This window comes from Prevotella sp. MGM2 (assembly GCF_002933955.1).
Taxonomy (GTDB): Bacteria; Bacteroidota; Bacteroidia; order Bacteroidales; family Bacteroidaceae; genus Alloprevotella.
On record NZ_BEWW01000195.1, the window covers coordinates 1 to 14,277 of the forward strand.

A 14,277-nucleotide genomic window follows, 5' to 3' on the forward strand; every position below is an offset into this window, starting at 1 on the left:
TCGACAGGGGTCATTTTTATTATGCCCGAAGGGGTCAGTCCCGCGTGCCCGAGGGAGGCAAACTCACGCGCCTTTTCCATCTGTACCTAAGGATATTTGGATGACGGCATATGAGTGACGAAATCCGTGGAAGGTTATCGGTTTCGTTATTCCTGCCTTTTTGAGCCAGCTTTTCAGCGGATAATTAATCATACTTCGTTTCAAGTCTTTGAATACCTTGCCAGTGCCGGGTGTACCACATAGCTCGTAGGCTTCGTAACTTATGGGAAGGGTCGCTTCCGTTTGGGTTTTCTGTGTTCTGATACGCAAGCAATAGCCTTGGTCGGGAGCGATAGTGAAGTCTTCCCATTGCAGGTTTAGAATATCACTGATGCGTAAGCCTGTTATACAAGCGAATAAAGAAGCTGATTTCAAAACTGGGATGTCGCAAGGAGTGGCGGCAAGTTGTTTCACTTCGTCCAATGTCAGATACTCTTTCTTTACATCTTGTGGCTCAATCTTATCAAGGTAATCGTTGATGTTCTCCCGAAACCATTTGTCCCGATAGGCAATCTTCAACAATCCTCTGAAAGTAGAGTAGTAGCCGGATGCCGAATTGAGGGACATGGGTCGGTTGCTATGTTTGAGTTGCTTGGCATTCAGCAAGTATTCACGGAATTTTTTGCATAAGTCTACATTTACATCGCCAAAGGTACATTGTCCCTTGACGAAGTTGTAGAAATGCTGATAGACGAATTGCCATTTCTGGTCTTTGTTCCGACACATCTTCTTGAAATAGGCGAGGAAATCGGCTTTCTGTTTGGTCTTATCCAAGAAACCAAATTCTTCATTGATGAGTGATTGTACCCGGATGCAACGGATTGCTTCTGCTTTGTTCAACATATCGTTGTTGAACTCCCGTTCCATTTCGTTCTTCGGATGGGCATAGATGTAAATACCGAGATATTCCCTGCGGCTCATCTGCATCGTTTCGGGGTTACGAACTGCCGGATAATAATCCAGATACAAGGAGATGCGATTATTCCGAATCGCTCTCTGACGAACTGTTACTTTTGTACACGTGTGTGTCATACTGTTTAATATTTAGAGTTTTACATTTGTTTGGTGCAAAGGAATACGGTGATTCGATAGTGGGTACATTCACCGATAAATAACTTATTCAATCTTCGGTGCTGCAAGCAACTTATCCAGTTCTGGCTTGGAGATAAGCGTGTATTTGCCTTTCTTGACCTTTGAGATATTATGATATTTTGCGTAATGATAGAGTTGGTCACGGGTTAGGTTGAACTTCTCCATCGCTTCGGCTACCGTATAATATTGCGGTTCTTCGGGTGCAGCTATACCTTTTGCTATATCCACGTGCTTTTTGGAGTAGTACACCATGATACCCTCTTTCTTCTTTGGGATGGCGTTCTTGGAAACGAAAGTGTAGATAGCGGATAAGGTCATCCCGAATTTATCTTGCATTTCTTGGGTGCTATACCACTCTGTAATGTCGGGATTCGGGGCTTTCTTGGCAAAGTAAGCATCCATGTGCTTCTTGCTCCAGTAGGTCCTGCCACGATTGAAAGTTCGGGGGATGTTGTTCTTCTTGGCTACCACAAATATCCATGACTCGTTTACATGGTATTTCTCTTTCACTTCGGCAGTGGTGTAGAAGTCGGTGATGGGAATGGTGTCTTTAGGCTGTCGCTGTTCATAGGGACGAGCTTCTAACATTCGGTCAATATCTCCTTTACGGATAAAAGATAACCTGCTACTTATGCGGAATGCTTGCAGCTTTCCAGCATATACCATTTTATAGATGGCTTGTTTGCTCAGCCCTAATAAAGTTGCAGCCTCTTTGAATGACAGATATTCTTTGTCCTTAAAATCAGATATGGGTTGTTCTCTGATGACCGTTTGGACTTTGGTTTCTACTTCTTGTATTCTCTTTTGCCGAACAGCTTCCTTGTATGCAAGGTTGCTACACCGATGAGAACAGAAACGTGTTGTTAGTTTTTGGGCATAGAATGTTGTGCCACACCATTCACATACCTTCTTGATTTTCATTTTACTTGTTGCCATATTCGTTACTTTTAGAGGTTTATTTCTCTGGTTATTTCTCCATTTTGTTCAACTATCGTAAATCATAGTCAACCACAGTCAACTTTCTCCACGACCTTTCCGACCTAAAATCGGAGAGTAACAAGCGAGCAACAAATGCGGTACAAAAATGAGCTGAAAAAGCCCTATAAACGATAACCATCGCTTATAAGGCTAAAAAGAAAGGTGCTCAAAATGAACGCCTTAATAATCGTTGATGATATATGCTAATCGTTGGTAATTATCACTTACTTACCGATGCAGCATATTATGCCATTTGACTATCAATATTTTATGGCTTAAAAGATAGAAGGCTCAAAAATTTACTTGTTTTTTCGCCGAAAATCGAAGATTTAACGTTTTTAACCTTAATTTGTCTTCAAACGAAGGGAAAAAGAGGAAAATGGCTCTCTTTTGTTCCGAAACCTCCAGTTCGCAAAGATAAGGCATATCGGTGATTATTTCTCCGATTCGAGTTGCAAAATCAGAGATGGATTCACAGATTTTCTGGTTGGCTTTTGTGTCTTGACAAGGGCTCGAATCATATCTGTTTTGTGAGCAGGATTTCTGTGTCTTTTGCAGCCAAAAGAGAAAGTTGGCAGTTATGGTTCGGCTTGGTTTTGGCGAAGCCATTTCTTTTCCTCCCTTTGTTAGTTTTACTTTAATGCTCGTATATATGAATACGGAGATAAAGTAAAGTTGATTTTCATTTTGAATAGCCAATCTAATCTTGAGATTTGTGTTTATGTAACGAATAATATATTGTTTGTTATATGGGTGTATTAGCGCTTACAAACAATATGATAGCATTTACATTTTCCAAAGTAAAATCACCTTGTCTTTCACACTTTTCCAAAAATGCTTGTCGGAATCTGCTGCAAAGACATTGGATTCGCTTGGAAAAGTGCTGTGTAATGGTTGTGATTCGTTGGAAAAAGTGTTGCGAATAAGATCTATTCGCTTGGAAAAGTGTAGTACCATCATATTATACTTGTTTTAGCCATCTCTTCTAGTTTTGTGATTTTTCCTTTTAATACATCATTAAATAGATAAAATCTAATATCTTTGTATATTATATGATGAGTTGATTATGACAAAGAATACAATGGGAACCAAACTTCCTCGAAAATTGGAGCAGAAGATGTCGGTTGTGGGAGAGCAGATTAAACTGGCTCGCTTGCGCAGGAACCTGAGTGTGGCTCAGGTGGCTGAACGTGCCACTTGCTCTCCATTAACCGTGTCCCGAATAGAGAAAGGTGCGCCGACCGTAGCCATCGGAATCTACTTGCGTGTGTTGTATGCTTTACAGCTTGACGATGATATTCTGTGGCTGGCCAAAGAAGACGAGTTGGGAAAAGCTTTGCAAGATTTGAGTTTGAAAACAAGGAAAAGAGCTTCAAAAAAGGAATAGAGCACATGTTCTCCTATACATAAGTTGCAATTTGCTCTTTGGAAATAAAAAAATATGGCTCAAAATTTTGTGTTATGTTGTAAAAACATTATGTTTGCATTGCATAATAAATAAGATGTATGAAATTCGTTGATAGAATAGATGAAGCTGCACGATTAAAGGATGCTCTTGCAAGAGAGAAGTCCTCGTTAGTCGTGATGTACGGTCGCAGACGGTTGGGTAAGTCAACGCTTATCAAAAGGGTGTTGTCGGACACGGATGTTTATTTCCTTGCCGATCGTTCTGAAGGCCAACACCAAAGGATATTGCTTGCAAAAGTGCTTGCACAAGTGTTTCCGGATTTCGAAAAATTGACATATCCAGATTGGGAATCTATATTTCGCGCGGTCAATTATCGGACAGGCAAACGTTTTGCTCTATGCTTGGATGAATTTCCGTATCTTGTAGAGCAATCGCCAGAGCTGCCGTCTGTATTGCAGAAACTTGTTGATGAGAAGCAGTTGAAGTATAACCTTGTACTTTGCGGTTCATCACAAAATATGATGTATGGGTTGTTCCTTGATTCTACTGCACCTCTATATGGGCGTGCTGATGAAATAATGAGGCTTGCACCGATACGTTTGCCGTATATTCAAGAGGCTTTGCATCTTAATGCGATGAATGCCATTGAAGAGTATGCCGTATGGGGCGGTGTGCCGCGTTATTGGGAACTGAGGGAAAACAGAAGTTCGCTTGATGATGCCCTGTGGCGCAATATACTTTCTGTAAATGGAACTCTTTATGAAGAGCCTATAAAACTGTTTCAGGATGATGTCAAGGATATTGTCAAGACTTCAACGATCATGTCTTATATTGGGACTGGTGCAAACCGGCTTTCCGAGATTGCTGCACGATGCAATGAGCCGGCAACCAATCTGTCGCGTCCGTTGAAGAAACTTATCGATCTCGGATTCTTGGAAAAAGATGTTCCGTTCGGTATTGATGAAAAGAATGCGAAAAAGAGCCTCTATAAGATAGCCGATCCATTTATGGCATTCTACTATCAGTTTGTTGTTCCTAACCGTTCGTTCATTGAACTTGGTCGTCGCTTACCCATAGAACAGGCTTTAACTGCTCATTTCTCTGAGTATGTGAGTATGCAATGGGAAAAACTGTGTCGGAATGCCGTAACAGGAAATCTTGTCAATGGAGTGGTTTATGGCAAGGCAAAACGCTGGTGGGGTTCTGTGCTCAATGAGGATAAGAAGCCGGAACTGGTCGAGTTCGATGTAATGGCTGAATCGCTTGATAAAAAGTATCTGCTGGTTGGCGAATGCAAATGGACAACTCAAGAGAATGGGAAACAGTTAACAGCCGAACTTCTCCGCAAGGCTAATCTGCTGCCGTTTGCCAAGAATTATATTATTGTTCCGGTGCTGTTCTTTAAGAACGCTCCGAAAGATGATGCTGGGAATGCAATGTTGCCGGAAGATGTTGTTGAGTTGATGAAATAGAGTTGATTAAATTAAACAACTATGAGTGGAGGATATTTTGATAGAAGCACATATGCAATGCGTGAAATTGCAGATACTATTGAGCATGATATTGCGAGAGCATTACAACCAAAGCCAGAGAAGGAGCATATGGATTATTGGGTAATTTATGAGAAAGATAGCTTTAGCTCATTCCATAACTATAATAGTTATATGAAGTTTACAAGTTATGAAGATGCAGAATCTTTTCTTCTGAGAGATAAAACTATCTTCAAGGCAGAACAAAAATATACCGACCTTTTTATCGCAGATGACATAATGTTCCAGTCAACAACGCGTAATATGTTTGGTACTCCTGATGGTGAACAAATTCCAGTATTATACTCAATCTATCATTGTTGTTATGACCGTTATCCGGATGATGCTGATGTGTTGGAACTGTCAGATGAGACGATAAATGCAATGAAAGAGGCATATCGGCAAATGCGCATAGCAGAAATATATGCAACTCGCGTAGATTGGATGGTGAGTGGCGATGATAGCGAAGAGAGCTTCCGTGAACGCATCAAGGAAGACTTGGCGGAGTTTGAAAAGGAATATGCTGTTAAAGACTGGACTTGTCTCAATGAAGATGATGAATAAAAGCAATAACCACTGTGTACTTCTCGAGATTTTCGCTATCTTTGCAGTTTTTTACAAGAAGTTGTAATAAAATGAAAATTGAAGATAGACCTATTCCGGTAAACCGAATAAAAGCGGTATTGGCAGAAAAACAAATTTCAGCTAAACAGCTTAGTGTCGCTGTTGGTAAAAATGCAACCACAATATCGCGATGGTGTAATAATAAAATTCAGCCGTCAGTTACACAGCTTCAAGAAATAGCTCACATCCTTGATGTGGATGTGAGAGAATTATTATGTCCAACTAAGTAATTACGTATGTTTAAGGTTATATGGGATAAAGAAAATAATGGAGTTCGTCTGACGATGGCACCACCGTCTGGCGAGGCTCTAAATGTTTGTCCACGTCCCGTATTTTGGGAAGAGCTTGACTTTCTTGGGCTTAACGAAATAGGCTGGAAGTATCCTCATTGTGAAGAACCACTTTTATGGGCTTGTGATCGTCGCTATTTCTACAAAGGTGAATTTGTACTAGAAACGATAGGGGGGAATTTATTTGATTCACCTAAGGTGAATTCCATTGTTGCAAATATTGCGTTGGAACCAACGAACCTGACACTGCTATCTGAAGTTAATGAAGATAGTCTATTCTTGATCGAACATGAGGCAATGGAATTTATTGATCAGGTCTTCGACTCTCATGTCACAAAAAAGAAATCCAACCCTAATATTGAATATGAGCAGCTAACTATTAAGCTTAACGAAAAGAGTCATCAGAGGCATGCTGTTGTTCTAGAAGACTGCGGATCTTTCGATATTATGCCTGAAGATCAGGTAGAGAAGCAGGGTAAAAGAAAAATCTATAATAGCAAAATAGAGTCTGTTATTGTTTCCTTTTCCGGAGGTAAAGACTCACAAGTTGTTTTAGACCTTGTTTCAAGGGTTATACCGCCGGATAGATACTATGTTATCTATTCAGACACAGGTTATGAACTCCCAACATCGTTAAGCTTGTATGATGAGATACGAGATAAATACCAAGCCGTATATCCATCGTTGCAGTTCCTTACCGCAAAAAATCATCAACCAGTTCTTTATTATTGGGATGAGCTTGATACACCAAGCAAAATTCACCGCTGGTGTTGTGCGGTAATGAAAACAGCTCCTCTTTATCGCTTACTAAAGGAAATAAGTGGTAAAGGTAGACAGCCTAATGTTATTGCCTTCGAAGGAGTTCGAGCTGAAGAAAGTTCTGCTCGAGCAACATATGCGAGAATTGGTAAAGGTGTTAAACATAGTAATGTAGTGAATGTTAGGCCGATTTTCGATTGGTCTGTTACTGAAGTTTGGCTTTATATTCTTACCCATAATCTTCCAATCAATAAAGCATACCGGAAAGGACTTAATAGAGTTGGGTGTGTTATATGTCCTCTGAGTTCTGAACTGGGTGATTGTCTTGATCACAAATTCTTTCCACAAACGGCTAAACCATTTATTGAAAAACTAAGAGAAAATGCTAAAAAAACAGGTATTAAAGGCATTGATACTTATCTCAAAGAGCGTAAATGGAAGGTACGTGCAGGAGGTAATCGGCATACATCTTCAACTGACATAGAATATCAAATAACAGATAATGATTTATTTGCGATTATAACAAACTCTAAGGAAGACTTCTTCCAATGGATAAAGATTCTTGGGAAATCTTCAATTAAAGAAATTTCAAAAAGCCTATATGAGATATCCCTTAAATTTAGAGATAAGGTATATGCATTCTCTGTAGAGCTTATAGATAACAAACTCCAAATATTAGTAAAAAACTGTGGACAAGATATTGTGTTTGTGAGTCTTTTAAAAAGAGTCCTAAACAAGACTGCTTATTGTGTCCATTGTGAAGTATGCGAAGTAGAATGTCCATCTGGGGCACTATCTGTAGTCCCGTGCGTTTCCGTTGATGCATCTAAATGTATTCATTGTCATAAATGTCTAACATTTAAAGACAATGGATGCGTAGCGGCTAACTCAATAAAGCAAACAAGTAACATAGCTAAATCAAATAACGACATGAATATATACTCCATCAAAAAATTCAATACTTTTGGCTTTAGAAATGGATGGGTTCAGGCCTACTATAAAAGCCCGGACACTTTCCTAAACAAGGAAGCGAAAGAAATTCTGAATGAGAAGAAGCAACTCCCGATTTTCTCTAATTGGATGATGAGTGCAGGTCTCATATCTGCTAAAGACAAAACCCCTACTTATCTCTCTGTAGCCATTTCTGGTGCTTACCATCAGGATCCTAGTTTTTTTTGGCAAATTGTATGGGTCAACTTATGTAATGACAATGAACTTTGTTCATGGTACAGTTCTAAAGTGGATTATGAGCATGACTACTCCAGAGAAGTTCTTTCGGCACTGATGGCCAATTCCTTCTCATTTATACCTGATAGTACCAGAGACAACGCTCTTAAATCACTTCTTAACACTTTCAAAGAAAGTCCTCTTGGCGCAGTCCTTGGCGTGGGCAATGTTATAAAAGCAGGAAATAAAACATCAGTACGCCGCATCACAAACAATGATCTCGCCTTAGCGACCGTTGCATATTCCCTCTATCGCTATGCCGAGAAAAAAGGATGTTACTCGTTGACTGTTTCTGAATTTTATAATCCGGCTCAAACGGAAGGCATTGTCCGTCAGTTCGGTATCGAGCGTGAAGATTTTGAGGCAATCCTGCGCTCGCTTGAACAGGAACAGAATCAGGTGCTTCGTGCGGAGTTGAAAATGGGACTCGACAATATCATTATCCGCGAAGATCTCACTTCGGAAGACATCATCAAATTCATGTTGAAATAATCGACTTTTAGGTTACTATGGCAACAAAATATTCAGACTTCATCCACTTGCAGAACTTCCTTCCGGTATACGACATACTGGAAGAAGGAGCTTCTTCGTGGCAATCATTCATCCCAACTGCTCAGTTCAATGAGATGCTCCAACGCTCGCTCACCGCAATTACCAGCAGCGAAATCAGTAAAAGAAGAAGCATCTGGGTACGCGGTACTTTCGGTACCGGTAAAAGTCACGCAAGTGCAGTAGTCAAGCACCTGCTTTGTGATGACTTTGATTCAATTAAAACATATATAGAAAACATCAATGATCCGGCGCTAAAATCCCAAGTAAGGAACCTTCGCCAAAACAAACGTTACTTCGCCGTAACACTTAAGGGCGTTCAACAGGCATATGACATTCCACGCTTCACGCTGTCGTTGCAGCGCGAGGTGTCGAAGGCTGTCAAGGCAGTTGTGCCAGACTTTGTTGTTAATTCAGATTTCACAGCCGCCATAAACTGGATTGAGGGGCATCGTCGCATTTCTTAAGAACTACAATCCCGGAATGTATATTACCATTGAAAATGCCATCCGTGAAACCATTGGATCAGTTTTTGAGCAAACAGCGATTGCAGAATGGCTTGCTGAAGTTGAACAGGAAATAGAGAAGCGCAGTATTGCTAACGGACTCATAATCTTCTGGGATGAATTCACATCTGTGATGGATACATTGAAAAGCGACCGAATCAACCTTCTCCAAAATATCGCTGAGAAATCACAGCATCACAACGTATTTCTGTTCCTTATCTCGCACCGTGTAGAGGCGCAAAGCACCGACAACAAGGCGAAGGATATCACGAAGATGAGTGATCGGTTCGATGAAATTGATTATAAGATGGATAGCCTGAGTACATATTTGATTATGCGTCACAGCTTTACTATTCCAGATATCGAATCGAATGAGCAGTTTAAGGCGTTTAAAAATATTGTACTCCCAAAAATCGGAGAAGTGCTTGACTTCCTGACACATGGCAATGCCGAACAGGTAGGCCATATCAAGGAGCTCCTCCCAATGCATCCTTATACAGCTTTCCTTTGCTCGGAAGTATCAAATTTCATAGGTTCTTCAAATCGAAGCGTCATTAAGTTCATGCACGATGGCGACTCTGGCTTCGAGGCATTCCTCAATAACGAAAATTGTTATGATGTGGATATGCTAATGACAGCTGACACTCTGTGGGATTTCTTTTATCCCACATTTGATGCAGACCCCGCTAGCGTAACGTTCACTGGGCTGTTCAACTCGTTTGAAGACAAAGTGCGTGCTCAAGGTGAAGACCATTTGCGAGTCTTTAAAGCGATTTTGCTGCTCAACGCACTATCACCCAAGTTCAAGAAGTCAATCGAGCTGATGACCCCAAACGACAACGTACTCCGTTGTATGTTTGCTGGTGATCGTGCTCACTGTAAAGTTATCGACATCTTGAACTATCTCGACGAGAACAAAATTGTAGTCCGCGACATCTTTGGCGAGTTCAAAATCCGCGGCACTTCCTACAATCAGAATGAGATGAACAAACGTCGGCAGGACGAACAGTCGGCCTATAAGACGTCTATTTCTGTTCTTGATTATGACACTGTCAGTAAAGAAGACCTCGGTGGGTTGTTCCAAATAGGCGTTTCTGTTAAGCGAGAAACTGCCGTCCAGTTCTTCTCATGCGAGGATAGCGAGCAACTCCTTCGCAGTAGGCTGAATAAGTTCACATCTGACAAGCCCAACTATATGCACGTTGCGTTCTTCCTCGCTCTTGATGAAGAAAACCGTGAAATAAAATCGACACTGCTCAACAATTTCTCAAAGGAATTTGAAAATCTGGTTATTGTACTGGCTGAAGAAACATTCTCTATACAGGCTTATAACAAATTCATTGATGCCGTGGCCACATCTAAAGTTGCTCGTAGTCATTTCAATGAATCTGAGGCTAAGGAATTTGAGAAAGCGGCTCATGCTTTTGTTTCTAAGTGGATTACACAACTTCGGCACAACACCTATAATGTATATTTCAATAGTGAGTCTTATCGTGAAGGCACTATTGATCAACTTCCAGACCTTCTTAACAATAAGCTCTGTGCTAAGATTTATAACATGGGATTTGAGACAATGCGTTTCCCAAAGGGCATAGTGCCTCCCATGACATTCTACAAAGACGGTAACTGTCCGAAAGTTATCCAACAAATACTGCAGGCGCAAAACCGTGATCAGCTAATATCGCACGGCAGTAGTGCTTCGCCGCTAAAATATCTCTTTGAGGAAAGCGGAAATACTCTTGTTAAATCTGATGGAGTGCTTTCTGAAAATGCTCTTAACGGGCATTCGTGGCTGGTAGAAATATGCCATCATGTGGAAGAATGCATGGAAAAAGCACGTAAAGAATACGCTGATAAATTCAGTTTACCTGTAGTGTTCGCTTCGTTCATAAAGCCACCCTATGGCATGTTTACTTCCATGCTGAATTGTGCAGCTATAGCATACGCTCTCCGCAAATATAAGTCTGAGTTGTTCCAAACAACTATATCCCAGCCCATCTCTGACGAGGCACTCTGCACCATGGTGACCGACTTATTCAAGATGTGGAAAGACGGTAAGTCTGACTCAAACTCCAAAATGCTTCTCCGTTTTGGCTCGAAGGAGGAAAGTGACCTTACCAAATTGCTTTATGATACATTCGATCTCGGCCATACAATTAAGGTCAAACCAGATGATGTCAAGAGTCTCGACAATGCTAAATGGTACATTCAGGAATTCTGCAAGCTATATGCAAAACAACCTCTATGGACTCTTGTCCATATTCCCAGTTTGTCGGAAGATTTGAAGAATGCGATACAATCTCTTATTGCAATTTTTGCTCAGGAGGCTCCTCCTGTCGAGAAAATTAAAGCGATTTATCGCGACATCAAAAACAATCATGTGGAGCTTCTTATACTTATCACCAATGTTGATAATTACGAAAAAGGATTCGTAAACTTCGTTGACAGTATAGAAGGTATCAAAATCGAGAAAGCATGGTGGAACGAGATGCTTGAAAAGCTCTCGCAACTTCCCAGCGAAATCGCATTCCGAAAGGAGTCCGATGTTGAAAAAGCCATTTACCAATTCTATATCCGTAAAACCTCTGGTAGCGGCGGACAGAATGGAGAAGGCGATGGGGACAGCGACAATGGTGAAGACGGCAACAACAGTGGTAATGATGGAGACTCTAACAATGAAAATAAGACCTCTAAGACGGACATCGTTAAGCAGGCTAAAGAGAAAATCAAGACCACAAATATGCCAAACACCATGTGGCAAATGGCCATACTTAATCTTCTCGAACAGTATCCTGAAACCGCAGATTTTTTCAATCGACTATAAAAATGGATGCAACCGACAAAGTAATAGTATTTCACTCGCTTGATGACCTTAAGGAGGCCATTAGCGTTGACGTAAAGTCACATGATGTGCTAGCGCAACGATATTGTGTACGCTTCATTATCTTGAATAACTTTGATGTTTTCCGAGAACTAACCAAGTTTCTTGTTTTGGAACTTGGTGTGGAAAAGTTCGATCTTGAAAAGCTTGCGTTTGGCCCGGACAAAACCATTGACATCGACACTCTGAGCGATGCTGTACGGAACTTGAAGGTTTCTAGCATCGTAACACCCTTTTCTGAACTTGCTCGATTTTTCAAAGAGGACGAGTTCAAGGGCTTCTTTAATGATATTATCTTATCTGAAGATATTGCACATCCTCAAAAGCGAATTTATATTCCCATCATCGGGCTGCATAACCGGTTTACAGATTTCCTCAAATCCTTTGGACGCATTGAAGAGAGCGCCCCCATTTGGCAATATTATACGCCTAAGGACGATAAGGTAATGGTATACGTCTCAAAATTCAAAAACTACACTATTCCTGACAAGCTTAATATTTGCTCACTGCCTACCATGCGTGATTGGCTTAGTTTCTGGAAGAAACAGGCACCTAAAGATAAAATCTTGTGTGGTGCATCACCAATTCTAAACCGCTGGCCGAATGCCAAGCCGGACTCTATATTCACATTCCAGTCTGTAGATAACTCGCATAAGTTTATAACCGACTTCCTTGAAATATCATTACCCATAGAATATAAGGAATACGAATTGGAATATTGGGACGCAATGCTTCAAAACATCGGCAAGAACACCGCTCAGCTGTTCGACTTTCCGAGTTATGTTGAAGACCTATTCAATCGAAAAACTATAACTGCAAATGATATTCTTTTGCTTTGGGCAAAAGATGAAACACTGGCTTATGAGCGTTGGCTTCTTAAAGCTTACGCACTTGCTTACAAAGGGGATGAACTGTCGGGTTATATGCGCGATGTCCTTTATGAGATCGACGACTTTAAGATTGCCAACACATTGTTTGTCAATCTTACCGAGCGGATATTCTATATGACTAATGCGGAACGTCTTCAAAACTTCGACAGCCGCAAATCTATTATGCAGTCTCAGTGCGAATTGTTCCGCACACTTGTTCCTGAGGAACATCAGTTATGGGTCAAGAATCATATCATTGAAATAGCTCAAAAGGACGATAACCTTTCTCAAGCAAAACGACTTTGTACTTCCGTCTTTGACTTTGAGAAAATCTTGTTCCTCGGCTGGTATGTTCTTATGGCAGAGAAAGATTTCGGTCTTTCACACCTTAAAGATTTTTATCCTGACCTTGCCGGGTACCTTACTGCGTATGAATCTGTTGCGACCAAAGTTACAGCCTCGTGGGCAGCTGATTATTTAGAACGATTCCGTAGGGCGAAGATAGTTGATAATTACACCGAAGAACTCAAGGAAATTGTAGAGGAACGCAACGCGAGTGCTGAATCTTTTTATAATTGGTACTACTCGTTCCAGAATAGTCACGATTTGCTGAATGAAATTCAGAATAGTCAAGTTTACCCCATAGACAAAATCTATTGGGTGGACGGCCTCGGCGCAGAATTTATTCCATTCATTCACTACCTGCTTGAAAACTCACAGAGCAATTATGAAGCCATACTTTCGCAAATCGCTCGCACAACCATTCCATCGAACACGCATCTTAACTCATTTGATGTTGGCAACCATCTCATCTTTAAACTCAATGCGCTTGACGAACTGGCACACGAAGGCCACTATCAAAAATATACGACCCTAGTTGCAGAGTTGGAAACTGTTAAAGCAGTTATCCACAAAATTCTTGACGAAAATAAAGTGGGTAAACACACTATCGCTATTGTATCGGATCATGGACTTAGTGCCATGTCTCGCAAGTGTGATTCTCTAAAGTTTGACTCCAATACGAAGCATGAAGGTCGATATGTGCCCCTTGCAGATGATTGTACGATAAACAGTGACATTGATTTCGTGGTTCACGAAAACGAACGCGATCATAAAAAATATAAAGTAGCACTCAGACACCAGTCACTTGGCGCCAAACCTACTCACGAGGTACATGGCGGTGCCACACCTGAAGAAGTACTCGTCCCATTCATTGTCATTTCCAACGATGATGCCTCGAAACCTCTTAAGTATTCGGTCGGACCTATTGAGGTTAAAGTGCCTATCTCTGACAAGAAAGTCGCATTCAAGATTATTCCTGAGCCTCAGTCGGCCAAGGCTATATTCAATGGTCAAGAGATAGCTCTAACCCGTCATGGTATGCAATGGGAAGGTTTCTTCCCTAATGCAACCGAGGGCAAATATCAAATTACGGTTATTCCTTTCAGAGGTAAACCAACACAATTGGAAATTGAATTCTTTGGAATGGGCTTTGGCTCAGGCCTTGATTTAGATGACTTTTAATT

Annotated in this window: 10 protein-coding genes; 8 read left to right on the plus strand and 2 right to left on the minus strand. The window is 40.9% G+C overall.

What is annotated here, in order from left to right; translation table 11 throughout:
* Positions 1 to 63 precede the first annotated feature (63 nt).
* Both C5S62_RS04685 and C5S62_RS04690 read right to left on the minus strand, forming a co-directional pair.
* Entirely contained in the window at positions 64 to 1,071 is a 1,008-nt protein-coding gene (locus C5S62_RS04685) for a site-specific integrase (protein WP_104404268.1), read from the minus strand.
* Between the two features lie 84 nt (positions 1,072 to 1,155).
* Positions 1,156 to 2,067: a helix-turn-helix domain-containing protein gene (locus tag C5S62_RS04690; protein ID WP_104404269.1), complete on the minus strand. Its 912-nt coding sequence runs from the start codon at positions 2,065 to 2,067 to the stop codon at positions 1,156 to 1,158.
* Between the two features lie 1,108 nt (positions 2,068 to 3,175).
* On the opposite strand from C5S62_RS04690, the gene C5S62_RS04695 reads away from it, so the two are divergent.
* The 8 genes from C5S62_RS04695 to pglZ all read left to right on the plus strand — a co-directional run bounded on the left by C5S62_RS04695 (position 3,176) and on the right by pglZ (position 14,275).
* Positions 3,176 to 3,496 carry a helix-turn-helix domain-containing protein gene (locus C5S62_RS04695; protein WP_104404270.1) on the plus strand — a complete coding sequence of 107 codons (321 nt, stop codon included), beginning with the start codon at positions 3,176 to 3,178 and terminating at the stop codon, positions 3,494 to 3,496.
* Between the two features lie 119 nt (positions 3,497 to 3,615).
* Positions 3,616 to 4,989 carry an ATP-binding protein gene (locus C5S62_RS04700; RefSeq protein WP_104404271.1) on the plus strand — a complete coding sequence of 458 codons (1,374 nt, stop codon included), beginning with the start codon at positions 3,616 to 3,618 and terminating at the stop codon, positions 4,987 to 4,989.
* A 21-nt stretch (positions 4,990 to 5,010) separates the two neighbouring features.
* Entirely contained in the window at positions 5,011 to 5,610 is a 600-nt protein-coding gene (locus C5S62_RS04705) for a hypothetical protein (RefSeq protein WP_104404272.1), read from the plus strand.
* Positions 5,611 to 5,681: 71 nt separating this feature from the next.
* The gene (locus tag C5S62_RS04710) at positions 5,682 to 5,900 is read left to right on the plus strand and encodes a helix-turn-helix transcriptional regulator (RefSeq protein WP_172486187.1); all 219 of its coding nucleotides are present in this window, start codon (positions 5,682 to 5,684) and stop codon (positions 5,898 to 5,900) included.
* 6 nt (positions 5,901 to 5,906) lie between these two features.
* Positions 5,907 to 8,438: a phosphoadenosine phosphosulfate reductase family protein gene (locus C5S62_RS04715; RefSeq protein ID WP_104404273.1), complete on the plus strand. Its 2,532-nt coding sequence runs from the start codon at positions 5,907 to 5,909 to the stop codon at positions 8,436 to 8,438.
* Positions 8,439 to 8,455: 17 nt separating this feature from the next.
* Entirely contained in the window at positions 8,456 to 8,962 is a 507-nt protein-coding gene (locus C5S62_RS04720) for a hypothetical protein (protein WP_104404274.1), read from the plus strand.
* Positions 8,963 to 8,978: 16 nt separating this feature from the next.
* The gene (locus C5S62_RS04725) at positions 8,979 to 11,825 is read left to right on the plus strand and encodes a hypothetical protein (RefSeq protein WP_104404275.1); all 2,847 of its coding nucleotides are present in this window, start codon (positions 8,979 to 8,981) and stop codon (positions 11,823 to 11,825) included.
* 86 nt (positions 11,826 to 11,911) lie between these two features.
* On the plus strand, positions 11,912 to 14,275 hold the full coding sequence (gene pglZ, locus C5S62_RS04730; protein ID WP_190311551.1) for a BREX-4 system phosphatase PglZ: 2,364 nt from the start codon (positions 11,912 to 11,914) through the stop codon (positions 14,273 to 14,275).
* Positions 14,276 to 14,277 lie beyond the last annotated feature (2 nt).

What these genes read in the sequence shown, in the direction of transcription:
- C5S62_RS04690 (WP_104404269.1), bottom strand. Translation starts at nt 2,067, where the DNA reads ATGGCAACAAGTAAAATGAAAATCAAGAAGGTATGTGAATGGTGTGGC.
- C5S62_RS04720 (WP_104404274.1), top strand. Translation starts at nt 8,456, where the DNA reads ATGGCAACAAAATATTCAGACTTCATCCACTTGCAGAACTTCCTTCCG.
- C5S62_RS04695 (WP_104404270.1), top strand. Translation starts at nt 3,176, where the DNA reads ATGACAAAGAATACAATGGGAACCAAACTTCCTCGAAAATTGGAGCAG.
- C5S62_RS04685 (WP_104404268.1), bottom strand. Translation starts at nt 1,071, where the DNA reads ATGACACACACGTGTACAAAAGTAACAGTTCGTCAGAGAGCGATTCGG.
- C5S62_RS04705 (WP_104404272.1), top strand. Translation starts at nt 5,011, where the DNA reads ATGAGTGGAGGATATTTTGATAGAAGCACATATGCAATGCGTGAAATT.
- C5S62_RS04710 (WP_172486187.1), top strand. Translation starts at nt 5,682, where the DNA reads ATGAAAATTGAAGATAGACCTATTCCGGTAAACCGAATAAAAGCGGTA.
- C5S62_RS04725 (WP_104404275.1), top strand. Translation starts at nt 8,979, where the DNA reads ATGTATATTACCATTGAAAATGCCATCCGTGAAACCATTGGATCAGTT.
- C5S62_RS04700 (WP_104404271.1), top strand. Translation starts at nt 3,616, where the DNA reads ATGAAATTCGTTGATAGAATAGATGAAGCTGCACGATTAAAGGATGCT.
- C5S62_RS04715 (WP_104404273.1), top strand. Translation starts at nt 5,907, where the DNA reads ATGTTTAAGGTTATATGGGATAAAGAAAATAATGGAGTTCGTCTGACG.